The sequence below is a fragment of the Sulfurospirillum multivorans DSM 12446 genome (genome assembly GCF_000568815.1).
In the GTDB taxonomy this organism is placed as follows: domain Bacteria; phylum Campylobacterota; class Campylobacteria; order Campylobacterales; family Sulfurospirillaceae; genus Sulfurospirillum; species Sulfurospirillum multivorans.
This window is the reverse complement of record NZ_CP007201.1, coordinates 386577-409197: the sequence shown is the minus strand read 5'-3', so window position 1 is coordinate 409197 and position 22621 is coordinate 386577. Positions and strand designations below refer to the sequence as shown.

Here is a 22621-nt window from a genome sequence, read left to right as displayed (position 1 = left end):
AACTTTTACAAAATATTTTTTTGTAAAAGTTTAATTTTGTTAAAATAAAAACTCTGTACGAAACATTGTGATAGAATTTTTAATAGAAGCATCTCTAGATAAGTAGCACAAGGATATTTCATAAGTATTAAATGGCATTTGCATATCTTTGAATAATGACACATAACCGATACTGTGTCAAATTCTGACACTATATTATAAAATCACGTACCAATTAAAAGGTATTAAATGGCATTCGTTTCATAAAATTACGCTATTTTTCTCAAAATCTCTTGATTTTTTTAACCAAAGTAGTAGAATGCTTTTTATCTTTCAAAAACAAACTTCCAAAAACTTCTTAACTTCATTTATCTAAATCAAATGAAGAGCTCTATTCAAACCGAATAGTCTCAAAAAGGAGTTTTTACATGTCACCAATCCAACTCACTGTTTTAGCTGGAGTTCTCATACTCATTACGGCTATGAACCTAAAAATAGCGATATGGTATATTGATCGAAAACAGGCAAAACAAGCGCTTCAAAATTATTCCAATCAAGAACAAAGTGACAATACCACACAAGTCCAGATCCCTTTTACGCTGGCTGAGATTAAATGCGTTGATAGCATTGCAAATAATATAGATCAGTATCTTGATGCCTTAACCTCTCAAAAGCTTGAAAAAATTGGCATTATGAAAGATGATACGCTTATGGCTGTCATGATACCAATTGAGCGATACGAAAAACTTCTTGAGTATGTATCGCCAGTGCAAGATACTACAGAAGGAAAGGTAAAGCTATGATAGATGTTTCTTTATCAACACTATTGTTTATTTTTGCGATTCTTGCAGCACTTGTTATCTATACGTTTATGATGAGATCATTCAATAAGCGCTATAAAATAGCACTAAATCGCTTTTTAGCAAAGGAGATCGCACGCCGTAGCTATCAAATATTGCATCCTGAATTTAAGTATGAGGTATATCATATCGATGATCAAAACGAAAGACGTCTTTTAGACGAAACGCTTAAAGAATTTGAAACTTTGATGCAAATGCAAAAATCAGTAACATCAACGCACGATGTCACTGAAGATAAGGCAAAGCAATGAAAATTGATGGTCCAACTATCGCATTAATACTAAGTATTTTAGGTCTGATGGCGACATTATTTCTTACAAAACTAGGAAACGATGTGAGAAAAAATCGTATTAAAAATCAACGATTATCCTATAAAGAAAAAATTAGCCTAGCAGTTAAAAAACGTTGGCAAGCAGACATGGAAGGATAAAGCTATGGAGATTAGAGGAGAAAAGAAATGACGTTAGAAAACATTCTAATGATTTTACTGATATTTGCAGGCTTCTTGGCATTGGGAAAACTACTCCATGAGAGGAAAAATAAATCCTCATGAGCATTACCAAATATGCCTATGGTATTTTTCTCTTGATTGCAGCATTGCTTGTCAGTGTGATCGATACGTCATGGAAAGGTACAGTGTTATGTTGGTTTTTAGTCATGATCGGGATTCTTTCATGTTTTATTGGAAAATATTCAAAGAGTTTTTGGCTTAAAAGTTGGTTCAATCGTTATTTTTGAACTTGTTGGCTTTTGATTAACAAAAGGTTACGAAAGCATTTAACCTATTCTTCTATACTTTTACGTGTAAGACACTACCTCCTTTTTGTGAATAACCTACCAATTTTAAGATGAACGCTCGGATTGCCCGGTTCGAGCGTTTTTTTCTTTCTTCAGCTCTAAAATCACTAAAACGAATGCTATTTAATACCTTGGCGAATGCCAAATAATACCTTTTAATCGATATCTGATTTAGGAATATAGTACAAGAATTTAACACACTATCGGATGCGTGTCATTAGGCGAATGCCATTTAATACCTTGAAAGTATTCTGCAAATAAATATGTTTGATCTATCTTGGATATAAACGAAAAAGAATACGTGTGCAAATAAATTTTTTGTAGTTCCATTGGAGCTATTTCAAAAAAAGATTAGCTCCTTTGTATATCAAAAGGCTATATTTGAAGATTTTTAAAAAATCTTTGCATAAGTAGGATAAAATCGATGGAATTTTTCATATGACTGAAATTCTAAACCTTCAAAATAATCCAAGTTACTAGGATTATTTGGTAAACAAGCATCTAAGTTTAACTTTTCTTTTAATGATAGGAAGGGTACTTCAATTTTTAAAGGAAGAGGAGAGGCTTGTAGCCCATATATCCATTCTTTCAAGCCTGTTTTTTGCAAAAATGTATCTTCTTGGTCTTGATTGATTATCATTCCAGTAAAAGTAATCATTGTCATACCATCTTGATAAATATAAGATGAAATAGGTAGAAATTTTGTTTTCCCCCCTCGCAATGCTGAATAAGATATTTTTTTTAATAACTCAAAGATAGTAAGAGGAAAGTCTTTTTCAGTCATTTTTTCTTGAGTAAAAACATCTGCTAAAAAATAATTTTCACCCAATACCTCATTAATCTTTCTTACTCTATTCTCACGAACTATTGTCATTGGCTCTGTTGCTGATGAATAGAATTTTGAAACATGTGCAAGTAGAGTTATTTTTATAACACTGCCACTTTCTAGCGTCGTAATAGCTCGCTCAAAATCATTTAATAACTGATAATCGAAGCCCGTATAATCTAACCAAAGGACTGCTTTAGAAGCTTCAATAACAGATGTGCTATCCTTTATTTCTATTTGTGGGTATTGATCTAGTACTGTAGAAATTTTGTTATTAATATAATTTATGTGTGTAAATGGAATATTAAATGATTGCCTTTTATAAACGGATTCTTCTGTTTCATATGAAAAGAAATGTTTGAAGTTGAATCTATCATACATTATTTTAAAATCTTCAGAAAAAGGACCAGCCATACCTATATAAGCATATTCTTCAAAATCATGGATTTTTGAAATTAGTCTCAGTTGTTCTACAAATAAACGGCGCTCTATTTCTTTTTTAACTCTCAAATGATAGGGTAAATTTCCTCCAGACATTTTACTTATCCATTTATACGGGCATAAATTTCATCAAAACATTTTTCACCAACCTGAGATGCTGTTAATTCTGCAATTTCAAAATAATCAGATGCAATTTGCTTTATTTCATCTTTGTGTTTTGAAAATTTTATTGTTCTCATTCCATCATCTTCTGTTGAAGGCTCTGGTAGTTTAGGTTTGAAAAATTTACCTCCATATCCATCTTTTGTGGTTGACATAATACTATCAAATTGTTTGGAGATCATAACGCTTTCAAGTGTTTCACTTTTAGCTTTTGGTAATATGCTTTTTCGCTCTATATCTCGCTTATTTTTCCATTTATTAGTATAATCAACAAATAATCTCATTCCTTCAATCATTTTCCTTCTTATTCGTAAATATACATCAGATGAAGCATCAACACCTCGTTTTGTTGTTGTAACAGGAAGCTTATTTGCTGTATTGCTTCTAAAGCTTACAACGCCAACTAATGTATTAAATTGATAATGAAATTGGGGTAATCCATCTCCCCATCCAGTTAACCTACTCCTATCAGCATATAATACAACTCTATCATTACAAATAATCGTCCAGCCAGCATCTACTCTATCAACTTTCCCTGTCTCAGCACTTATTGACTCTTCTTCTGGTGAAGGTGGTGCATCGACTAAGCCGCACACTATTGTAATTTCTAGTCCGTCGTTCTCCTCTTTGTAAATATACGGTGCAATTATATTTTTTTCTAAAAATTGTGCTGGATTGTTATCAATTAATAGACTAATTTCTTTACCTTTAATTGCTGTTGTATTTACAAAAATATTAAATCCATGCTTTAAAACAAAGGCATAATGTATTGATATTTTTTCCATTAATCGTCCAAGAAAATCACTGTCTGGAGAATATAAAGTCGCTATACCTGGATATAGGTCAGTAACAATAATCCTAGTTCCTTTATCAAATTCGTTAGGCATTTCTTGATTGCAGTCAAGCATATCAAGAATCCATAGATTATCGTCTTCAAGCCATTTCTTAGTAATTTCGACCTTAAAACATCGTTCATCATTACGACTTAAAATTTTGATATCCGTACCCATTTTAAAAACAGATCTTTTCATACCAATACCATACATACCAATGGTAGGAATATTATTATCTAGATCTCCAACTGGACGCCCCATTCTAAATGCATAGTCTTGTGCAACTTTTGTTGGGATTCCTCCACATGTATCTTGTATCATAAAATGATTTGCATCAATAAATATTTCGACTTTATGCTTTTTATACTGATCTGTTGATGCAAGCGTTGATCTTAGTAACCCATCTAAAGAATTATCTAGTAAATCTAGTATTGCATCATCAAGATCAATATCTCTTGTTAACATCTCAACGAAGAATATTTTTGCAGGTGCTGCATTAATCTGATTTTCCATATGTTCTTTCCTAATAGTGTGGATTTAGATTTTTTTATGCACAATTGTTTTTTAAATGTGACAATATACTTTTACCTATTACTTCACCCAATTTGACAGGCACGGCATTACCAATCATACGACCAATTATTCTCTTATTTATTGATTCTCCATGGCGTATAAATTGATAATCTCTAGGAAACCCTTGAAAAATGGCACCTTCTCGTAATGAAATTGCTCTGTTTTGCTCAGGATGTCCAAATCGACCATTACCAAATCCATAGTATTGGGTAGTTATAGTAGGAGCTGGTTTATCCCATTCCATACGAGCATAAACACCCGGATAGGTTTTACCAGAGGTTTTTTTGTGACAATCAGCAATTAGTTCTTCATCCCAATCACGCCATGTCCCACCAGGGAGTGAAGCATTCATTCGCTTACGATTTAACAAAGATAGAGATGAGCATTGATGTAGAGGATCGTCTGGATGCATTTCACCATCCTTTAAACTAGGTAGATGTGCAATAGCATCTCTAACGGTATGGATTTCCACATCTAATGCCTTTGGTGAAAGAAGCTCAATTGGTCCCTTTTGGGACGCTAATAAAACGAGTCTGCGCCGTCTTTGTGGTAAACCATACTCTGCTGAATTGACCACTTTATAATCGACGAAATAGCCTGCCATTTTCAAGTTATTAACAAAAGTGTGAAAAATATCTTGACTTAAAAGCCCAGGAACATTTTCCATAGTTACGATATCTGGAGATGATTCTTTTACTAAGCGGGAAAACTGCATTAGTAGCCACCAACGCTTATCTGTAGAATTCGCTTTTTGATTGTAGGTTGAAAATGTTTGACAAGGAGCACACCCTGCCAATAGTCGTATACTAGATGTATCGAAATATTTTGCAAGATCTTTTCCGGTAATATCTTCGACTGAGCAACCTATAAACTTGGCATTATTATTAGTTTCATAAGGGTATTTACAATTTTGATCAATATCAACACCAAGCTTTACATTGATGCCAGCTTGAATAAGCCCATGTGTCAAACCGCCAGCACCACAGAAGAGATCAACAGCAGTTATGTCCAAAGTAGCTCCGAAATAGATTATTTTTCTAATTATGCCAAAGTTTTCTTGAGTTTTTAAGAATATTCAACAAAATAGCCCATTTTGTTGAAAACCATTTGAAACTCCACTTCGTTAGATTATATATTTGTCCATCAAACATTAGTTCTGTTACTCAATTTTCAACATTTAGATAAAATGTGGAAATTTTCGTAAAAGGAAAATGATTATTAACTACCAATTAAAGTTTCACAATGTAATATATATTTAATAATTTTAACACTTGGAGAGCAATAATGAATTTAAAATATAGCTTTTGTATCCTTCTAAGTTCTATCCTTTTATCTGGATGTGCACAATCTTCCAATCAGCAAAATATAACTGTACCTCAAGCTACTTCTGAGCAACCTTCTGTTAATGAAACTACTAAAAAACCTGAAAAGCCAATATCAAAAAGTTCTTATAAAAGTCAAAGTGGGTTCTACTATGCGTTAATTGAAAAAAACGATAGAGGATGGTCCATTGTTGAAATACGAGATACAGCTATGGATAAAAGACAAAATGAAAATCAAGAAATTTTGAGAGTTAATCAATCATATGCCGAAGTTATTCCTTATTACAAAACTACAAACTTCCATCGCTTGGGAGATACTTATGAATGTAGCTATATGCTCAAACCAACAGTAGACCAGTATAGCCCTTGCTCTAGCCAATTAACAAGTGCAAGCGTTGCGAAGTCTATTGGAAAAAATATTATAGCTGCGGCAGTAACTTTTGGTTTAGCATCCGGATCACATAGATATATAGACGAAAATTTGATTAATGAGGCTGTAGTACAAACTGATTTATTCAATGCCATTGAAAATGAAAAAACAAATTTCGAGCAAGCTTTATATGAGCGTTCTTTCTATAATGCTAGAACTATTGCAGATTACGATAAATTTATAGCTGATTACACATCAAAAGATAAGGAAAACTTTATACCTACTGCCATTAAAAATCGCGATCAATTGATTGAAAAACAAAAAGCTGAGCAAAAAAAACTTGCAGAAGAGAATAAAAAGAGACAAGAAGAACAACTAGCACAAGCAAAAGCTGAACAAAAAGCTAGTGATGAACGTAAAAAAAATGTTGAATCATTTAGAAAATCTTTAAAAAGTGGAATGGATAGTAATTGCGGACCAATACTTGAAGTGAAAGATTCCCTAATTAAAATTTATTTTCCAGTGCAAAACTATGGAAATGAACATTGGATTAAACGTGATGAGATGTTTCCAAAAGGGTATGGTTGCCGTTTTGTAAATGGTGGATATATTATGCCGTCATCGTATTAGTATTTACTGTAAATAGTGTTGTTTTCAAAACGAATAGTATTAAATCTATTTGTTTTGGAGCAAACTATGACACACGAACTTATCGAAGCAGAAATTATTGAGACGTTGCCTATCAAAAGAGGCAAACAAGAGATTGTACCTATTCAGCAAGATGATGCCGAAGATGACATCAAATACCTCTCAGTTGCAGAACTAAATACTTTGTTATACATTAGCGATTCATCCTATCGCTTAGCATGGCTTGTATGTTATGAAACAGCAAGCCGTATTTCTGAAGCACTCAAGCTCACTTTTGGTGATCTCAATTTAGAGACCAATCGATTGAAAGTTATCAACCTCAAGCAGCGCAAGAAAAATAGTTTTCGTCTCATTAAAATCAGCGATAGACTAAAATCATTGATATTGCAAGAGCAACTCTCTCGTAATGCCACCAAAGATGGCTTTATCCTCAAAAATCGTGATCGAACAACTTACAATTATGCGTTTATCAAATATGCCACTCAAGCAAATATAGAAAGAGAACGAGCTCATCCACATACGTTGCGTCACTCTCGTGCCATTCACCTTTTAGATTCAGGCGCTAATATCGTTTTAGTTAGCAATGCCCTTGGTCATAAGAGTATTAAGAGCACTTTGATCTATTTGAAGTATTCCAATCAGGAGTTGGATAAGGCGTTGGAGAATGCAAACGCAAGGCTTTACGGTATGTGAAATTTTTCATAAAAGATTTTTTTAATTTCTTTTAAATAAATGTTGTGTAAGATTGTGTATTGAGAGGGCATGGATGAGTAAAAAAGATAAGCTTTTGCAAGCGATGAAAAACAACCCAAAAGATATTCCATTTGAGGATATCAAGAAGCTTTTAGAAGGTTATGGCTACACCTGTCAGAATAGTGGTGGTAGTCATTATGTATTTCGTAAAGAGTTTTGTGAACATATTGTTATCCCTTATCATAAGCCCATTAAAGCTATTTACGTCAAACATGTTTTAGAGATATTAGGAGAAATAAAATGAAAAAGAACCTTGATTATTATACAAACTTGGATTATGAGATTATTGTTAAAAAAGTTAAACCAGAAGATGGTGGTGGATGGTTTGCTTACTATAAAGACTTCAAAGGCGTTATGGGTGATGGTGAAAGTGCTGATGAGGCATTACAATCTGCCCAAGAAGCATTTAAAGCTTTAGTAATGGTTATGCTTGAGAGTAAAGAAAGTATCGCTGAGCCTAATGAAGCAGATAAAAGCCTTCGTATTAACATTTCTATGCCAGAGCGTTTAGTTAAAAAGATTGATGATTTTATTGCTCCTTTGCATCTTACCCGTTCAGCTTTTTTACAAAAGGTTGCCATGAAAGAGATCGGGGTATAATCGCCCCAATCTATCTGCTAATACGATACATTTCTTATGCTATACCTTATGGTCTCTCGTAATTTTACAGTCAACTCCCAATAAGTGTATAAGATATTTAGATTTAAGAGTCATTCATGGAGGCTAATCTTTGCCTTTCAAGGGGCGAGTCATGTAACGCCGCATACAAACTATCCAATTCAGACGACTCTTGCTCTAGGAATAAACCGCCGATCAATCCTTCACTAAAACATCACCGTTTTCATTTCCTCAATCACCATCACTTTCAAATTCAGATTTAGTCGAATGGCGGTTTTAGAGCGTAAAAAAATCACTCTTGAAAAGTAAATTCCCCTCATTTTTTAAAAATACCTCCAAAATAAAACGAATAGTCATATACACCAAAATTACAAGGAGTTTTTATGACTACGCGTCTTTACTCTCCATAGTTTCTGCCAAACAGTACCTAAAAATAAGGTCACTAGTTTACTGATTATCGTAGAACGATAATATAAAGAAGGTTACGACCTGCTTTTTAGGCGACTGGTTAGCGAGTATTACGTTAAAGGGCGACAACATAAAGAGCGCAAATATCACTAGTTTAGGGGTATTACGTTAAAGGGCTACGACCCACAAGGAAAAACCATGGAAATAACACAAGAAGAGATCGTCCCATTTGATTTTGAAAATGCAGAAGATAATGGCAGCAAAAATAATCGTATTGAAAAAATTGTCCGAGGTATTATCAAAAAAGAACTGATCAAACGTCTTGAAAATCAAAGTAGCTTGTTCCCAATTTCAAACAAAATAAGCATTTACTACATTGATTTTTACATTATCAAAAAATGTTATTTTAATGCTAGTTCAACAACCAAAAGGGCCATTGTTCTTAGCACTAAAGCAATACACCGCAAAGAGATACGCCGCATCCAAAAGGCACTGCGTACCATTGAATCCAATGTCATCAATGAATTACCAAGAGAGCTTGAGAAACGACTGCTCAAAAAAATCATTTTGTACGTCACATACCAGTGGCTCAAAAAAGAATTTTACATCTCAAAAGAAGAGATTAGACGCCTTGTTTATGGCTTTTGCATCTTCTATCCAGAACTGTGTCCAAAAAGCGACCCAAAATAAAACGAATAGTCTTGTTATCAAAAATTTCACTCAAGGAGTTGTTATGGAAGAAAAATTATTTGAAGGGATTTTCTCAGAGGAAAACCTACAAAAACATGGTGCTATTAAGCCAATAGAGTCCGAAAAATATAAAGCATTGCAAGCGTCAAATCGATCAGAAGATGAAAAGGTGGAGATTCTCACTCAAAAGCTTCTTGATTTTACGCGTGAGACTTGGAGCGATGCCGAAGTCTTTTGCATTCAGTTACAGAAGCAATTTCCAAAATTTTTCTTTGTGTACTACTTTGAAGATAGAAACGATGAAATCTATTTGACATTTCATGCCATCACAAAGAAAGACTCATTGATTCAAGATCGTAATGTTTTGCAAGAAAAGGCACTCGTATATGAAGAGGCTTCCACACATGATTTTGGCATCAATTTTGATGATCAGGTGATTTATAAATTGTAAAAAGTTGGGAGAGATCTCAAATCTCTCTCAAAAAAAAACGAATAGTGTTAACGGAAAGAAATTTCTGAAAAAATAAAGGAGTTACCAATGGATTTCATGAGAGAGTTTGCACTACCAAGTGCTGAGAGTTATTTAGGTTTCTATGTCACATTAGGTTTATTTATAGCAATGTTGTTGCTAATGAATTTCATCTTTGCGTTGGTTGCAGAAACATATCAATGGGCAAAGAGTAAATATAAAGGTGAAGCTTATACGTTTCATTTCCCCAATCCCGTAACTGCGATTAAAAACCGTGTTACTCGTGCAAGAAATTGGTTTAAAATCAAAATCAAGCAAATTAAAACTGCCGTTCAAGCAGTCAAAGATATTCAAATTCTCATTATTGAGACATCAGGAAATGAGCAATTAAAACATGCTTTTATGGCGTATACGTTTATTGTGTCAATAACTGCAATAACGGCATATAATTTTTTGGGATTAGCCTATAAATACGACTTTATCGCAATTTTTAAGCAGCTTTTTTAGGGTATCGTGATGAAAAAAATACTTTTTATCTCAACGATACTATCATACAGTGTGTTATTTGGTGCAGATAACTCTGATATCATTTGGACCTGGGGCAATGGAAGAAATATTGCCTCTATTCTCTCATTTTTATATTTTTTACTCAATATCGATACATTAGCTGCCATCATCAAATACGCTGGACTTATTGGTATGCTCATTGTTTTCATAAGAGAGTACGCAAAGGGAGTAGGTTTCCAACCAGGAGCGGCTGCCATTAAAATGCTCTTTTTTATCATCGTATCACAAATAACTGTCTATGGATTTTTAAGTGTTGAAAGAGATGATGCACACCATGTCTATATCTTATCAGCCAATGAGCTTTCTGCCGCATCATGGCAAAAGTGCCGTCCAGTTAGTGGTGACAATGAATGTTATGCACCGATTGGTGTGAAAATGCTCATGACCTACGCTACGAATTTTGAGAGAGCCGGCATTGGTATGATGGAAAGCTCTATGATGGACGCTAACGCCATGACTTACTCTTTCTCTCGAATGGGCTTAGGATTTGGCTTCACATTTTATGATCATATCTCAAAAACAAAAGGTGATCCATACACCTACAACACTTTCATGGAGTTTTATGAGAACTGCATTATCTATGATTTAGCGGATGGAACAAAAAGTGTAGACGGTATCTATAAGAGCAGGGATCTAGCTTCGTACATTTTAAGCCCCAATGCAAGGCTCACAAACGTCTATTCAGCCTCAAACCCTAACGGAACCCTTAAAACGTGCTATGAGGTCTCTAGCGCTGCGCTATGGGGTAATATTAATTGTGGTAGCACGGCTAAAAAACTTCAAGCAAAAGCCAGTGGATCTGCTGCTTCTGAAGCATCGACAGATGATATCTGTTTAGCCGCAGAAAACTTTGGGCAATTAATGTTCAATAGTACCAAAGACGCTTCGGCTCAGATTGAACAACGCACCATTATGAATCTTACGAATGAGTCTATTATCAATAGTGCCATTGCAAGCGGTATTGATCCCAATATTTTGGCGTATGGTACAACTATGGCTGATCGGGAACAAAGAAGTAAATTTATGGTTTTAGGAGTTATGGCAAAAGAGTGGATTCCTTCTATGAGGGGAATGATGCAAGGAATTGCACTAGGATTGATATGGGTATTAGCTATTCTTAGCATTATGACTGCCTCTCCAGCGCCTTATCTTGGATCAGTAGTAGGATTCCAAGTCACACTGATCGTTTGGTCATTTATCCTGGCTTTAATCAACTTCATGACGATAGATAAAATGTCAGAATCATTACCAAATATCTTCTTTTCAGACTTAGGGGCAGGAGATCAAATGACCCTTTGGTCGCAACCTACGTTTGATGAAGAAAATCAAAAGGCACTTGCATTTTTAGGCTATATGGGATTTGCAAGTTATGGGATTGCTGCTAGTTTAGTTTATATGGGAGGGAATAAACTGGCTGCTTCTTTTAGTGGTGCGGTTGGTCAACTCTCGGTTGGTATGGGAACGTCTGCGAATATGGCTAAAGGGCATTTTGATCATGGTATGGATAAATCGGATTCAAGTGGCACGCAACACCATAATGCGAGAACAGGTGATCTTGATCGATGGAATCCTGATGGTTCAACATCAAGAGATAATCTTAATGGAATGAATACCAGTAAGAAAGTGGATAGCACAGGAACACTTGAGACGACAACATCAATCAATGGCAAAGAGACAACGCAAATTGATACTACTGGTGGGAATTCTGCCAAGTATAATGGGAAAGATGTTACTGGTACTAAATTGGGATCTGGTACTACTGGTCAACTTCAGTCTCAAGTAATTGCCTCCGCATCGAAAGAAGCTGCTCAAGCAAAAAATGATTTAGAAACAGCCGAGCATAACGTTCAGAATGCAACCCAAAGTCAACATCAAGTTGCTACGGATGCTATAACAGCTGCATCAAAAGCAGAAGGTAAGGATGCAATTACGACAAAGCAAGAGGCTGAAAAAAGAGCATTAAGTAAGTCCTTGGATGAGATGGTTGCAAATAAGGAGATCTCGTCAACTGATGCGAAACAAATAGAACAAGTAGCTGTTAAAAACACCATTGGCGCTGGTGTTAATGTTGATTCATCTAAAAGTGCACTTGGTGGGATCTTTGCCAAAACAACTGGAGTAAGCATTCAGTCCAGCGCGAGTATCGCTCGTGAGGGTTCAGACATTGATCAAACAACAAAATCAAAACAAGAAGCTCTTGAAAAATCATTTGCAGAAAAGTTTTCAAAAAACTATGCGACTGAAGCGACTGCAATGGTATCCAATTCATCTAAACTTGACGCTACACTCAAACAAGACTTTACTTCCAAAATAAATGATTCATTTGCATCAACGCAATCTGCGAGTGATTCATATAAACACGCTCAACAAGTTTCAGATACTGCAACCAAAAAGGAGACCTACGTTAAACAAAATTCAGCTACTGTTGCTGAAGATATTGCAACAAAATATCTTCAAAATGTTGCAGATAATGCAGGTGGTGGTGAATCTGGTAAAGTAGCTCTACGTGCTGAACTAAATAAACTTGAGAGTACAAGATATACCCAAGATGCTTTTTCAACTTATGCTGATTCTATTAAAGATACAACGAATGTTGATACAAAAATCAATGATACTCAGGCTGTAATAGATCATAAAAAATCGGAATTAGCACCTGTGAAACAACAAGATCATCAAGAAAACCAAAACCAAGTTATTGAACAACACTGGTTGAATGAGGGAGAAATAAAAAGTCAAAAACATAAAAATAAACCGGTGGAGCGGTAACAAGTTCAAAGAGGCATTTATGGGACCGTTCAGAATTCTGTGTCAATCGGGTAAAATAACAAATACCCAAGGACACAGATATGAAGATAGAAATAGACGTAGAGCAATTTGCTCAAGATATTAAAGCCGGCAAGAGTATTGGTGGCTCAAATGGAGCCTTAGGATCACTCATCAAACAGCTAACCGAAGCCGCGCTAGCAGCTGAGATAGATTCGCACCTCTCCCAAGACCTCAATAGAAATCGAAAAAATGGCTATAGTTCAAAGACTATGAAAAGCGATCATGGTGCCTTTGAACTTGATGTTCCAAGAGACCGTAACGGTAGCTTTGAACCTGAAATCGTAAAGAAAAACCAGACCAGCATGACGAGTGAAATCGAAGAGAAGATTCTTTCTCTCTTCGCACTTGGCAATAGCTATTCCCAAATAGCCAAACACATAGAGGATTTTTACTGCGTAGGCTTCTCTAAAGCCACTATAAGCGCCGTAACCGACAAGATAATACCAATGCTTCAAGAGTGGAAAACAAGACCCTTAGAAGCTGTGTATCCATTTATATTCTTAGATGCCATTCACTACAAAGTAAAAGAGGATGGTCGCTACATCTCAAAAGCATTTTATACAGTGCTTGGTGTTCGAGTGGATGGCAAGAAAGAAGTCTTGGGACTTTACCTCAATGAAAGTGAAGGCGCCAAATTCTGGCTACAGGTGCTTACCGATTTGCAAAACCGTGGCGTTAAAGATATCCTCATTGCTTCGGTAGATGGGCTTAAAGGCTTTCCAGAAGCGATAAACTCAGTCTTTCCAGATACGGAGGTGCAACTCTGTGTAGTTCACCAAATACGCAACAGTCTCAAATATGTGGGCTCTGCTTATCAAAAACAATTTGCTAAAGAACTCAAAGCCGTCTATCAAGCTTTTACCAAAGAAGAAGCAGAATTTGAGCTTGATAAGTTGGAAGAAAAATGGGGTAAAAAATACCCTATCGTCTTTCAATCTTGGAGAAATAAATGGGATAATTTATCTGTCTACTTCCAATATCCAGAAGATATACGTAGAGTTATTTACACAACTAATATCATCGAATCAGTCCACCGCCAGTTTAGAACTCTAACGAAAACCAAAGGTGCTTTTCCCAATGATGATAGCCTGCTAAAACTACTTTATATGGGGATTCAAAATGCCCAGCAAAAATGGACTATGCCAATTAGAAACTGGAGCTTAACAATCTCTCAATTAGCCATTCACTTTGAGGGACGGCTTGATGACGCTTTAAACTTATGATACAATTTTAGGAATTATCCGATGTTGACACAGAATCTTGAACACTACCTTACTTTACGTAATAAAGGATTATCTATAGCTTCAATAACTATTTTGATCAATGAAAAACTATCTAAAAAACTGACGTATCATGGCTTTAGACGTTTTATGAGTTTAAAAAATATTCTTTAATTTTATTTTGTATTGTGTTAAGGTAATCTGGATTCAATATTCCAAAATAATTATTTGTTGATCCCTCGATACCATAGTATTCAAAATAAGTTTCATCGACAATAATTTGTATGTCTTGAGCCTTATAGCCTTTTCTCCATGCTTGGTAAAGTGTAGAAATATAATTTAATGTAGTATTGTTTTTTGAAGCTAAAGAATAGCCTTGCAAATGCAATTGAATTATAAAGTCACAGAGATAATTATCTAAATTGGCTAGTTCCAAAAGAAATTTTTTATCTTTTACATTTGAAACTGCTTCAAAAAATATTTTATTTTTTACAGGCTCAGTTTCATAGCTATATGGCTTATTATCTATAATATTTGTAAGTATTAAAAATAAAGAAAAAAGGTTATCAAGAGAATAAATCCACTTAGAAATGAACTCAAGATAAAACTGTATAAAAAAATTGTTTTGCTCAAGGTTTTCTAGTCTAGTAATCTTGTCCGTTTGAATAAACTCTTCAAGTTCCTCTTTAGAAAAATACTTTATTAATAATAACAAGCCTTTTTTCTTTTCTTTTTTCCAGTTAGTAACAGTATTTTGATGAACATCAAAAAGTTTTGCAATAGTTTTCTGCAATTTCACTTCTTTAAAGAGGAATTAATATAGTTAAAGTTACAATTATTGTGATTATAAAATATAAAATCACAATAATTGTAGGAGAAGACATGAGTTTTGCCGGCCCTGTTCATCTCCTTAACCCTGAGGTTAAGGAAGATTTTAACATAAAGTTATTAAAAAAACATTCTGTTTCACTTGCGAAACGCGAAAGCATTTTAAAAGAACTTTCTTTGATTGGCACTTTTGAGGAACTTGCTAAGTGGGTTAGTGTGAATTCAGAAGGTAAAAAGTTCATTGCGAACCCTGCATCGATTGCGAATGACGAAGATCGTAATTCTTGCTTAAGAGAGTTGCAAGAGCTGATGTTACGTGCGATTAAAGGTCAAAGTGATCGAAAAAATGGCCGAGATTTAAAATTGTTTGAAGCCGCTAAAATCAATGATTGCACCAAAATAGCTCGCATTCTAGCGAGTGCCTCTGGCACTTATTGGCGAGATCACGGTTTTTTTTCAAAAGACAAAAAGTCACGACAAAAACGCGCAATTATTTCTCAACTTAAAAATGATGAAAAGAATCAACAAAAAAAAGAATTTCAAAAAGCTCAACTAGAGCACATAGGTGCTGCGGTAGATTTTAAAAAAGCTCGTAAAAAAGGTGCTTTTCAACAATGTTTGGATTTTGTAGAAACTGAAGAAATCCTTGAAATTAATGATTTTGAGGACTAAAAATGAGTATTAAGATTATGTCGATTGTCTGGGAGCTATCGCAAATCAATGCTGAAATTAATAGAGATGATAAATTTTTACTTCTTGCTCTTGCTGACCATGCTAATGATGATGGTGAATGTTATCCAAGCTTATCTAAAATACAAAAAAAATGCTTTTTTTCAAAACAAGGGCTCTTGAATAGCATGGACCGAGTCATTAAAATTGGTTATGTCTCTAAAAACAAAAGAAAACGAGAAAATGGTAGTAATACATCCAATTTGTATCAATTTCATGAAGATCTTTTTAGCTTTAAAATTGAAGAAGCAAAATTATTAGAAGATATGAAAAAGTTTAAAAACACTAACGCTCCACAGGTAGTCAATGGTGTTGACAAGGGTAGTCTACCAAGTGGACTAGGGGTAGTCAACGCCATAGACAAGGGTAGTCTACCAGGTGGACAACTATATGAACCATCACTTAAACATCATTATGAATCTTCATTTAACCTCTCTCTTGAGAGAGTTGATTTAAAAAATTTTAGAAAACAACTCATTGAGTTTTGTCCAAACTTTAAGTTCAGTATAGCGGGTAAACTAGGTTACTCAAACGAACATTCAGGTTTTTGTTTAAAAAGTGGGTATATCCACAGTTTACACACTGGCAAATTAGTCAATAGTGAGGAAAGCCTTGACGTATGGCAATATCTTTATGAGAAAAAACTTCAAGTTTTTGAACAAGCAACAATTCAAAATAATCAAAGAGCACATCATGAAAAATAATCAAATTGAAAAAGAATTCTTTCGCCCAAAAGAGGCAGCACAGTTCCTTAGTATTGGTCTATCAACCTTATGGCTCCACATAAAAAACAACAAAATTAAAACTTTAAAACCAACGCCAAGAACCACTTTGATAAAAAAAGAAGACCTTGTTTCATTTATTTATCAAAATTCTATATAGCTCTCTATTGATTATATTTTAGTGGTGGGTTAATTTATCGATAAAATTAGCCCACCACTGCATAAGTATTTTCATTTGAGCAGTATAATCTGCTCTGTGTGTATAAGCACGTTTTTTAACATCTTGTTCGTGATGATCTAAGCATGCCTCTCTACTTGCTTCGCTGACACCATGCTGCTGCTCATATGTTTCTGCTAAACTTCTAAAAGTACCTCTAAAAGAGTGTGTTCTTTGCCTTCTTCCTGCTTCTTCATCATTAAATCTCATACGTTCTAAAGCCCGATTGCACGTTTCTTTATTCATTGGTTGAGTATGATCTGTACCATGAAAAACCCATGTACCCCAACCTGTTAATTGATAAATTTCTTTCATTAGGGATACTGCTTGCGTAGATAGAGGAAGAATAAAATCACTAAAGTTTTTATTTTTTACTTTCATTTCTGAACGAGGAATGGTAATAATTCCTTTTTTTAAATCAACATATTCCCATTTCAGAGTTACTAAATTTTCAACTCTTAGAGGATTAAGCAATACAAATTGAAGTGCATAGCGTGTAAGAAGACTAGAATAATTATTTATTGCTTGTATAAGCTCTTTTAAAATCGATTCATCAGTAATCTTTGGATGATGTGTCACCTCATATTTGGCTAACCCTTTTCTTGAAATATTTGCAATTACATTCGTTTCAACCAACCCTTTATGAATTGCATATAGCCAGATATCTCTGCAATCATTTAAAAGCCTCCTAGCTGTATCTATGGAAGTGTTTTCTTTAGTTTTAACAACATCATAAATTTGACTATGTGTTATTTCTTTAATGGGGCACGATGAAGTGATATTTTGGTACTTATCGTATTGGCAAAAGAAGGGGAAGACATCTCTTTCAAAATTACGCGTTTTTTTATGAAGTGTTGTAGGTGCCTGTTTAAGCGTTTTAAGCCAATCATAGACAACCAAATGAAATTGCCCCTGAGTGTCTTGTTCCTGCTCTAATTTGGCCTGTTTTTTTAAGTGGGTAGGGTTAAGACCTTCCATTGCAGTAGTTTTGTATTGATCTTTAATTTTTCGAGCATTTGCAAGAGTTACTTTAGGATATGTACCAATAGTTGTTTTTGTTGTTTTACCATTAATCGTATAGCGAACTTCCCATACTTTAGAACCAATAGCTTTAACAAGTAGTTGTAATCCATCGCCATCAGGGAGGGTATAGTCTTTTTCTTTTGGTTTGGCTGTTTTTATAAGTGTATCGTTAAGTGGAGCAACACGCCTATTTGCCATGGTTTTCTCATCTCTTAATGTACTTTTTTAGGAAGCTTTTTATAAATCTTATCCGAAGTACATTAAAAAGTACATTAATGTCGTAGATGGTATTGGTTTTTACTGGATTTCAATAGACGAACAAAATCGCCATAGTCTCGATGTTTAGGGAATTTTTAGACTTTATTAGATTGTATTAGAAAAGAGAGTGGCTCCGAATGCTGGATTCGAACCAGCGACCAAGTGATTAACAGTCACCTACTCTACCGCTGAGCTAATTCGGAACACTTTGAATGAGGTCGAAATTATAGTTAAAAAATACTTTATTGTCAAGACGTATTTTAATAAAATGGGTTAAAAAGTTTTTTGTCACACAAATCTTAAAAATAACATAAATCTTACACGCGTGTGCTGATTCATTCAAGAAAAGGTAAGAAGAAACATTGTAGGATAAAAAGATTTAATTTTAAGGAGTCCCTATGAATAAGAAACTTATTAGCTTGGTATTGGCTGGAGCGTTTAGCGTTCCTATGTTTGCAGCAGAGTTCATCACGATTGGTACGGGTGGCGTTACAGGAACGTACTATCCAACGGGTGGTGCCATCTGTCAGATGGTGAACAAGAACAAAAAAGAGACCAACATCAGGTGTTCTGTAGAGTCCACAGGTGGTTCGGTTTACAATGTGAATACGATCAAAGCGGGCGAGCTTGATTTTGGTATTTCACAAAGTGATACGGCTTACCAAGCATTTAAAGGCGAAGGTAAGTTTGAAGGTACCGCGGCTGTGCCAGAACTTCGTAGTGCGATTGCCATTTATCCAGAACTTCTAGCCCTTGTTGTCAGTCAAAAATCAGGCATCAAAACGATGGCGGATCTAAAAGGTAAAAAGCTCAACCTAGACTCACCAGGTTCTGGAACCAACATGACGGTTGATGTTATTTTTGAAGCGCTTGGCATCAAACGCTCCGACTTAGCGCTTGTCAATGAACTTAAATCGACCGAAGGTCCAACGATGCTTCAAGACAACCACATCGATGGTTACTTCTTCGTTGCAGGTCATCCAACCGCTAACATCAAAGATGCGGCGAACTCTGTAGACATCAACATCGTTCCTATCGATGGTCCTGCGATTGATGCGTTGGTTAAAAAATACCCTTACTATGCCAAAGGCACCATCTCAGGTACTTACTACAAAGGTGTGCCAAAGGACGTTCCAAGCATTGGTGTTAAAGCCGTTCTTGTGACCAGCAGCAAAGTCAAAGATGAAGTGGTTTACCAAGTTGTCAAAACGATTTTAGAGAACTTTGACAAATTTAAAGAGCTTCACCCTTCATACAAAACGATTACCAAAGAGAGCTTACTTGAGGGCTTAAGCGTGCCACAACATCCAGGTGCGATTAAAGCATTTAAAGAAGCGGGTCTGCTTAAATAATACTCCAAACGATTCTTACATGTAAGGCTTTTTGAAAAAAGAAGCCTTACAGATTGACATAAAGGTTTACGCGTGAAAACACTTGAAGAACGACTGGATGATGCGAAACTCATCAGCGAATTTGAAGGTCATAGAGATTTTGAAACCAATACATGGCAATACTGGTTTGTCGCAAGCATTGCTTTTTGTTGGTCTTTATACCAACTTTATATTGTCATCGATCCAGGCAACAGTGCTCATGTTAGAGCGATTCACTTAGCCTTTGGTATCGCCCTTGCGTTTGCGATGCATGCTATTAGTAAAAGCCCAAAACTAAGATCGACGATCACATGGTATGATTTTGTGATTATGCTTGTAGGCATTGCGGCAGTTTTATACCAATGGTATGCCTACAGAGATCTTGCGATGCGTTCAGGTGCTTGGACACAGATGGACATCATCGTAGGTGTTACAACACTTCTTATCGTCCTTGAAGCGTCGCGAAGGGTTATGGGTCTACCTTTGATGCTTGCGGCAGTTGTCTTTTTACTCTACGACTATTTTGGTCCTTATCTCCCTGAAATGATCGCGCACAAAGGTGCAAGTATCAATAAAATTATGGGGCAAATGGTACTCACAACCGAGGGCATTTTTGGTGTTCCACTGGGTGTTAGTGCAAGTTTTGTCTTTTTATTTGTTCTTTTTGGCTCACTCCTTGACAAAGCAGGAGCAGGTGAATACTTCATCAAAGTTTCGTACACCATTTTAGGAAGATACGATGGAGGTCCTGCCAAAGCAGCCGTTGCGGCTTCGGGAATGTTTGGTATGATCTCAGGCTCATCCATCGCCAATACCGTCACCGTTGGTACGTTTACGATTCCATTGATGAAACGCCTTGGTTTTAGCGCACACAAAGCTGCCGCTGTTGAGACAGCCGCTTCGGTTAATGGTCAACTCATGCCTCCAATTATGGGTGCTGCTGCGTTTATTATGGCGGAGTTTTTAGGGCTTGATTATACTGACATCGTTTTTGCAGCCTTTATTCCTGCCTTTACATGTTATGCCGCACTGTTTTACATCGTTCACTTAGAAGCAAAAAAACACGGTCTCAAAGGTGAAGACCCCAGTGTCCTAGGACGTACATGGCCTATTTTCATCAGAGGGATTCACTATCTTATTCCGATCTTTTTCTTGATTTACACACTCATTGTCCTACGACAATCCGCACAAAGTGCCGCCTTTAGTGCCATTATGTTTTTGATGGTCATCATGGTCGTTCAAAAACCTTTTAAAGCATTTTTGAATAAAGAAAAAATAACCTTTCCCCTTATTACTGAAGGCTTTGCCGATATTGGAAATGGCATGGTCATGGGGGCTAAAAATATGGTTTCTATTGCCATTGCAACGGCAGTTGCGGGCATTATTGTAGGGTCTGTGACACTGACGGGCATTGGATTGGTTCTAGCCGAAGTGATTGATAATCTCTCAGGTGGGTACATCTTAGCCGTTCTTTTCATGACAGCTTTTGTCTCACTCGTGTTGGGTATGGGGCTTCCAACCACCGCAAATTATATCGTTATGGCAGCCTTAACGGCACCCATTATTATGGAATTAGCAGGCAACAGTGGTTATCTTATTCCAACGATTGCAGCGCATATGTTTGTTTTCTATTTTGGTATCTTAGCCGATGACACGCCTCCTGTAGGTATGGCAGCGTATGCCTCGGCGGCGATTGCGAAGAGTGATCCTATCGTTACGGGTATTCAATCGTTTATTTATGATATACGAACAGGAATATTACCGTTTATGTTCTTCTTCAATAATGAACTTCTGCTCATCGGCGGTGTCGATCCAGAAGATCCAAACGACGCGTCTAAATGGTTGTGGATCACCAATCCGTTTGAGATAGCACTCATTTTTGGAGGAGCAATACTCGGTATGTTTGCCTTTACCTCAGCCACGCAAAGTTTTATCTTAATGAAGATCAATACGATTGAACGTATCGGGTTGATTCTTGTTATTCCATTTTTAATGTTACCAAAGATTATGGCTACACAACTTGGATTGCCAAGCCATTACATCTCTTATGTGATTGGTCTTGGACTGTATGGATTTATCTATTTTAATCAACGCATCAAGTACAAAAAACAACAGCGATTGGTTGCATAATTTCTAGTGGGCAAAATCGCCCACTAGAGTACTTTATAAAAACTCACCCCTGCAATATTCTTTACATGTAAATGCTTTTCTTCGACCAAACGATGGAGATTTTCAAGACTTTGATCATCAAAACACAGAGCGATATCTTCAAAACTTTGCGGTCTGCGCTTGAGAAGCTCGAGTATCTCTTCACGGCTAAAATGACGCTTTTGTGGTATGTAATTTTTCTTATAAGCAATGTTTACATGTAAGCTTTCAAGAAGGCTTGAAAGCGCTACTAAACGCTCGATACTCACCCCTTTCACCGCATAAGCAGGCGGGCGATCAATCGTGCTAACATCGATGCGATCGGGCTTGATGTCATGCAAAACTGCACTCAGAGCTTGAAACTCCTCTTCGGTGTCATTTAACCCTTCAACGACTAAAATTTCGATGACCAATTCACCCAAATAACGCGTTCTAAAGCTTTTCATGCCTTCGATAATCTGGCTAATCTCGATACCTTTATGCGCACGATCAAGCTTTTTAAAGCATTGTGGACTCACACAATCTAAAGAGAGTTTGACAATGTCTAGTTTTGAGAGGATGTTTTGAATGGAAAGATCCATAATTGTTGATCCGTTGGAAAGAATCAGCAGTTTAGTCTCTTTTTTGATCTTTACGATACCATCAACCAAGGCATCAAGGTCAGGATAAAGTGTCGGTTCGCCATTGGCTGTCAGCGTAATGACATCAAGGTTTTGATGTTTGAGCAATGCCTCACTAAGCGCATTTAAGACTTCTTTGACCAAAGGTGCATCGCTCACTTTATCGACTGTTTTTGCCCCTTTAAGTTCGCAGTAAAGGCAGTCAAAATTGCACTGTTTGGAAGAGGGACTAAGGTCTATGCCAAGGGATTGCCCAAAACGTCTAGACGTAATGGGTCCAAAGATAATTTGACTGATGGGAAATCCTTTACATGTAAAGAGTGTGCTTGGACTTTCCAAGCAC

At 36.0% G+C, this 22621-nt stretch carries 24 protein-coding genes and 1 tRNA gene; 18 read left to right on the top strand and 7 right to left on the bottom strand.

All coding sequences use genetic code 11. From position 1 onward, the window contains the following. The first annotated feature begins 407 nt into the window (after positions 1 to 407). From SMUL_RS02145 to SMUL_RS02130, 4 genes are all read left to right on the top strand, one after another. Entirely contained in the window at positions 408 to 782 is a 375-nt protein-coding gene (locus tag SMUL_RS02145; RefSeq protein WP_025343622.1) for a hypothetical protein, read from the top strand. Further along, positions 779 to 1090, top strand: a complete 312-nt coding sequence (locus SMUL_RS02140; RefSeq protein ID WP_025343621.1) for a hypothetical protein — start codon at positions 779 to 781, stop codon at positions 1088 to 1090. The genes SMUL_RS02145 and SMUL_RS02140 overlap by 4 nt, the downstream gene beginning before the upstream one ends. After that, positions 1087 to 1269 (top strand): hypothetical protein, encoded by a 183-nt coding sequence (locus tag SMUL_RS02135; RefSeq protein ID WP_025343620.1) that lies wholly within the window; start codon positions 1087 to 1089, stop codon positions 1267 to 1269. The genes SMUL_RS02140 and SMUL_RS02135 overlap by 4 nt, the downstream gene beginning before the upstream one ends. Before the next feature lie 119 nt (positions 1270 to 1388). Further along, the gene (locus SMUL_RS02130; RefSeq protein ID WP_025343619.1) at positions 1389 to 1577 is read left to right on the top strand and encodes a hypothetical protein; all 189 of its coding nucleotides are present in this window, start codon (positions 1389 to 1391) and stop codon (positions 1575 to 1577) included. A gap of 451 nt (positions 1578 to 2028) precedes the next feature. Here SMUL_RS02130 and SMUL_RS02125 read toward each other — a convergent pair whose 3' ends face one another. From SMUL_RS02125 to SMUL_RS02115, 3 genes are read right to left on the bottom strand one after another with little or no spacing between them, the layout of a single operon-like run. Next, on the bottom strand, positions 2029 to 3000 hold the full coding sequence (locus SMUL_RS02125; RefSeq protein ID WP_025343618.1) for an O-methyltransferase: 972 nt from the start codon (positions 2998 to 3000) through the stop codon (positions 2029 to 2031). Between the two features lie 5 nt (positions 3001 to 3005). After that, positions 3006 to 4412, bottom strand: a complete 1407-nt coding sequence (locus SMUL_RS02120; protein WP_025343617.1) for an ATP-binding protein — start codon at positions 4410 to 4412, stop codon at positions 3006 to 3008. Between the two features lie 34 nt (positions 4413 to 4446). Then, a complete protein-coding gene (locus SMUL_RS02115; protein WP_025343616.1) occupies positions 4447 to 5484 on the bottom strand; it encodes a DNA cytosine methyltransferase in 1038 nt (345 codons plus the stop codon). Between the two features lie 272 nt (positions 5485 to 5756). Here SMUL_RS02115 and SMUL_RS02110 point away from each other — a divergent pair, with 272 nt between their 5' ends. The 9 genes from SMUL_RS02110 to SMUL_RS02070 all read left to right on the top strand — a co-directional run bounded on the left by SMUL_RS02110 (position 5757) and on the right by SMUL_RS02070 (position 14366). Continuing rightward, positions 5757 to 6794 (top strand): hypothetical protein, encoded by a 1038-nt coding sequence (locus tag SMUL_RS02110; RefSeq protein WP_025343615.1) that lies wholly within the window; start codon positions 5757 to 5759, stop codon positions 6792 to 6794. Positions 6795 to 6860: 66 nt separating this feature from the next. Further along, positions 6861 to 7505, top strand: coding sequence for a tyrosine-type recombinase/integrase (locus SMUL_RS02105; protein ID WP_025343614.1), 645 nt, complete (start codon positions 6861 to 6863; stop codon positions 7503 to 7505). A 73-nt stretch (positions 7506 to 7578) separates the two neighbouring features. Then, positions 7579 to 7809: a type II toxin-antitoxin system HicA family toxin gene (locus SMUL_RS02100; protein ID WP_025343613.1), complete on the top strand. Its 231-nt coding sequence runs from the start codon at positions 7579 to 7581 to the stop codon at positions 7807 to 7809. Then, positions 7806 to 8165, top strand: a complete 360-nt coding sequence (locus SMUL_RS02095; RefSeq protein ID WP_025343612.1) for a type II toxin-antitoxin system HicB family antitoxin — start codon at positions 7806 to 7808, stop codon at positions 8163 to 8165. The genes SMUL_RS02100 and SMUL_RS02095 overlap by 4 nt, the downstream gene beginning before the upstream one ends. A gap of 624 nt (positions 8166 to 8789) precedes the next feature. Beyond that, positions 8790 to 9281, top strand: coding sequence for a hypothetical protein (locus tag SMUL_RS02090; protein WP_025343611.1), 492 nt, complete (start codon positions 8790 to 8792; stop codon positions 9279 to 9281). A gap of 43 nt (positions 9282 to 9324) precedes the next feature. Next, positions 9325 to 9732 (top strand): hypothetical protein, encoded by a 408-nt coding sequence (locus tag SMUL_RS02085; RefSeq protein ID WP_025343610.1) that lies wholly within the window; start codon positions 9325 to 9327, stop codon positions 9730 to 9732. 87 nt (positions 9733 to 9819) lie between these two features. Next, positions 9820 to 10257, top strand: a complete 438-nt coding sequence (locus SMUL_RS17215; RefSeq protein ID WP_025343609.1) for a hypothetical protein — start codon at positions 9820 to 9822, stop codon at positions 10255 to 10257. Positions 10258 to 10266: 9 nt separating this feature from the next. After that, the gene (locus SMUL_RS02075) at positions 10267 to 13083 is read left to right on the top strand and encodes a conjugal transfer protein TraG N-terminal domain-containing protein (RefSeq protein ID WP_025343608.1); all 2817 of its coding nucleotides are present in this window, start codon (positions 10267 to 10269) and stop codon (positions 13081 to 13083) included. Positions 13084 to 13163: 80 nt separating this feature from the next. Beyond that, positions 13164 to 14366 (top strand): IS256 family transposase, encoded by a 1203-nt coding sequence (locus tag SMUL_RS02070; RefSeq protein ID WP_025343245.1) that lies wholly within the window; start codon positions 13164 to 13166, stop codon positions 14364 to 14366. A gap of 145 nt (positions 14367 to 14511) precedes the next feature. Here the strand turns inward: SMUL_RS02070 and SMUL_RS02065 are convergent, their stop codons facing one another. Beyond that, positions 14512 to 15156, bottom strand: coding sequence for a hypothetical protein (locus SMUL_RS02065; RefSeq protein ID WP_025343607.1), 645 nt, complete (start codon positions 15154 to 15156; stop codon positions 14512 to 14514). Between the two features lie 89 nt (positions 15157 to 15245). Here SMUL_RS02065 and SMUL_RS02060 point away from each other — a divergent pair, with 89 nt between their 5' ends. The 3 genes from SMUL_RS02060 to SMUL_RS02050 are packed head-to-tail and all read left to right on the top strand — an operon-like array spanning position 15246 to position 16802. Beyond that, the gene (locus tag SMUL_RS02060) at positions 15246 to 15863 is read left to right on the top strand and encodes a hypothetical protein (RefSeq protein ID WP_025343606.1); all 618 of its coding nucleotides are present in this window, start codon (positions 15246 to 15248) and stop codon (positions 15861 to 15863) included. A gap of 2 nt (positions 15864 to 15865) precedes the next feature. Beyond that, the gene (locus SMUL_RS16465; protein ID WP_025343605.1) at positions 15866 to 16624 is read left to right on the top strand and encodes a helix-turn-helix domain-containing protein; all 759 of its coding nucleotides are present in this window, start codon (positions 15866 to 15868) and stop codon (positions 16622 to 16624) included. Next, positions 16614 to 16802 carry a helix-turn-helix domain-containing protein gene (locus SMUL_RS02050; RefSeq protein ID WP_025343604.1) on the top strand — a complete coding sequence of 63 codons (189 nt, stop codon included), beginning with the start codon at positions 16614 to 16616 and terminating at the stop codon, positions 16800 to 16802. The genes SMUL_RS16465 and SMUL_RS02050 overlap by 11 nt, the downstream gene beginning before the upstream one ends. Before the next feature lie 18 nt (positions 16803 to 16820). Here SMUL_RS02050 and SMUL_RS02045 read toward each other — a convergent pair whose 3' ends face one another. Both SMUL_RS02045 and SMUL_RS02040 read right to left on the bottom strand, forming a co-directional pair. Continuing rightward, positions 16821 to 18080: a tyrosine-type recombinase/integrase gene (locus SMUL_RS02045; protein ID WP_025343603.1), complete on the bottom strand. Its 1260-nt coding sequence runs from the start codon at positions 18078 to 18080 to the stop codon at positions 16821 to 16823. Positions 18081 to 18268: 188 nt separating this feature from the next. After that, positions 18269 to 18343: transfer RNA gene (locus tag SMUL_RS02040), tRNA-Asn, on the bottom strand. A 195-nt stretch (positions 18344 to 18538) separates the two neighbouring features. Here SMUL_RS02040 and SMUL_RS02035 point away from each other — a divergent pair. Next, the gene (locus tag SMUL_RS02035; RefSeq protein ID WP_025343602.1) at positions 18539 to 19492 is read left to right on the top strand and encodes a TAXI family TRAP transporter solute-binding subunit; all 954 of its coding nucleotides are present in this window, start codon (positions 18539 to 18541) and stop codon (positions 19490 to 19492) included. Positions 19493 to 19564: 72 nt separating this feature from the next. Beyond that, positions 19565 to 21640: a TRAP transporter permease gene (locus SMUL_RS02030; protein WP_025343601.1), complete on the top strand. Its 2076-nt coding sequence runs from the start codon at positions 19565 to 19567 to the stop codon at positions 21638 to 21640. 23 nt (positions 21641 to 21663) lie between these two features. Here SMUL_RS02030 and SMUL_RS02025 read toward each other — a convergent pair whose 3' ends face one another. Next, positions 21664 to 22617, bottom strand: a complete 954-nt coding sequence (locus tag SMUL_RS02025) for a radical SAM protein (RefSeq protein WP_223809750.1) — start codon at positions 22615 to 22617, stop codon at positions 21664 to 21666. Positions 22618 to 22621: the final 4 nt, after the last annotated feature.

Excerpts from the sequence above, each read along its gene's own strand:
- SMUL_RS02145 (WP_025343622.1), top strand. The coding sequence starts at position 408 with ATGTCACCAATCCAACTCACTGTTTTAGCTGGAGTTCTCATACTCATT.
- SMUL_RS02140 (WP_025343621.1), top strand. The coding sequence starts at position 779 with ATGATAGATGTTTCTTTATCAACACTATTGTTTATTTTTGCGATTCTT.
- SMUL_RS02135 (WP_025343620.1), top strand. The coding sequence starts at position 1,087 with ATGAAAATTGATGGTCCAACTATCGCATTAATACTAAGTATTTTAGGT.
- SMUL_RS02130 (WP_025343619.1), top strand. The coding sequence starts at position 1,389 with ATGAGCATTACCAAATATGCCTATGGTATTTTTCTCTTGATTGCAGCA.
- SMUL_RS02125 (WP_025343618.1), bottom strand. The coding sequence starts at position 3,000 with ATGTCTGGAGGAAATTTACCCTATCATTTGAGAGTTAAAAAAGAAATA.
- SMUL_RS02120 (WP_025343617.1), bottom strand. The coding sequence starts at position 4,412 with ATGGAAAATCAGATTAATGCAGCACCTGCAAAAATATTCTTCGTTGAG.
- SMUL_RS02110 (WP_025343615.1), top strand. The coding sequence starts at position 5,757 with ATGAATTTAAAATATAGCTTTTGTATCCTTCTAAGTTCTATCCTTTTA.
- SMUL_RS02105 (WP_025343614.1), top strand. The coding sequence starts at position 6,861 with ATGACACACGAACTTATCGAAGCAGAAATTATTGAGACGTTGCCTATC.
- SMUL_RS02100 (WP_025343613.1), top strand. The coding sequence starts at position 7,579 with ATGAGTAAAAAAGATAAGCTTTTGCAAGCGATGAAAAACAACCCAAAA.
- SMUL_RS02095 (WP_025343612.1), top strand. The coding sequence starts at position 7,806 with ATGAAAAAGAACCTTGATTATTATACAAACTTGGATTATGAGATTATT.
- SMUL_RS02090 (WP_025343611.1), top strand. The coding sequence starts at position 8,790 with ATGGAAATAACACAAGAAGAGATCGTCCCATTTGATTTTGAAAATGCA.
- SMUL_RS02085 (WP_025343610.1), top strand. The coding sequence starts at position 9,325 with ATGGAAGAAAAATTATTTGAAGGGATTTTCTCAGAGGAAAACCTACAA.
- SMUL_RS17215 (WP_025343609.1), top strand. The coding sequence starts at position 9,820 with ATGGATTTCATGAGAGAGTTTGCACTACCAAGTGCTGAGAGTTATTTA.
- SMUL_RS02075 (WP_025343608.1), top strand. The coding sequence starts at position 10,267 with ATGAAAAAAATACTTTTTATCTCAACGATACTATCATACAGTGTGTTA.
- SMUL_RS02070 (WP_025343245.1), top strand. The coding sequence starts at position 13,164 with ATGAAGATAGAAATAGACGTAGAGCAATTTGCTCAAGATATTAAAGCC.
- SMUL_RS02060 (WP_025343606.1), top strand. The coding sequence starts at position 15,246 with ATGAGTTTTGCCGGCCCTGTTCATCTCCTTAACCCTGAGGTTAAGGAA.
- SMUL_RS16465 (WP_025343605.1), top strand. The coding sequence starts at position 15,866 with ATGAGTATTAAGATTATGTCGATTGTCTGGGAGCTATCGCAAATCAAT.
- SMUL_RS02050 (WP_025343604.1), top strand. The coding sequence starts at position 16,614 with ATGAAAAATAATCAAATTGAAAAAGAATTCTTTCGCCCAAAAGAGGCA.
- SMUL_RS02045 (WP_025343603.1), bottom strand. The coding sequence starts at position 18,080 with ATGGCAAATAGGCGTGTTGCTCCACTTAACGATACACTTATAAAAACA.
- SMUL_RS02035 (WP_025343602.1), top strand. The coding sequence starts at position 18,539 with ATGAATAAGAAACTTATTAGCTTGGTATTGGCTGGAGCGTTTAGCGTT.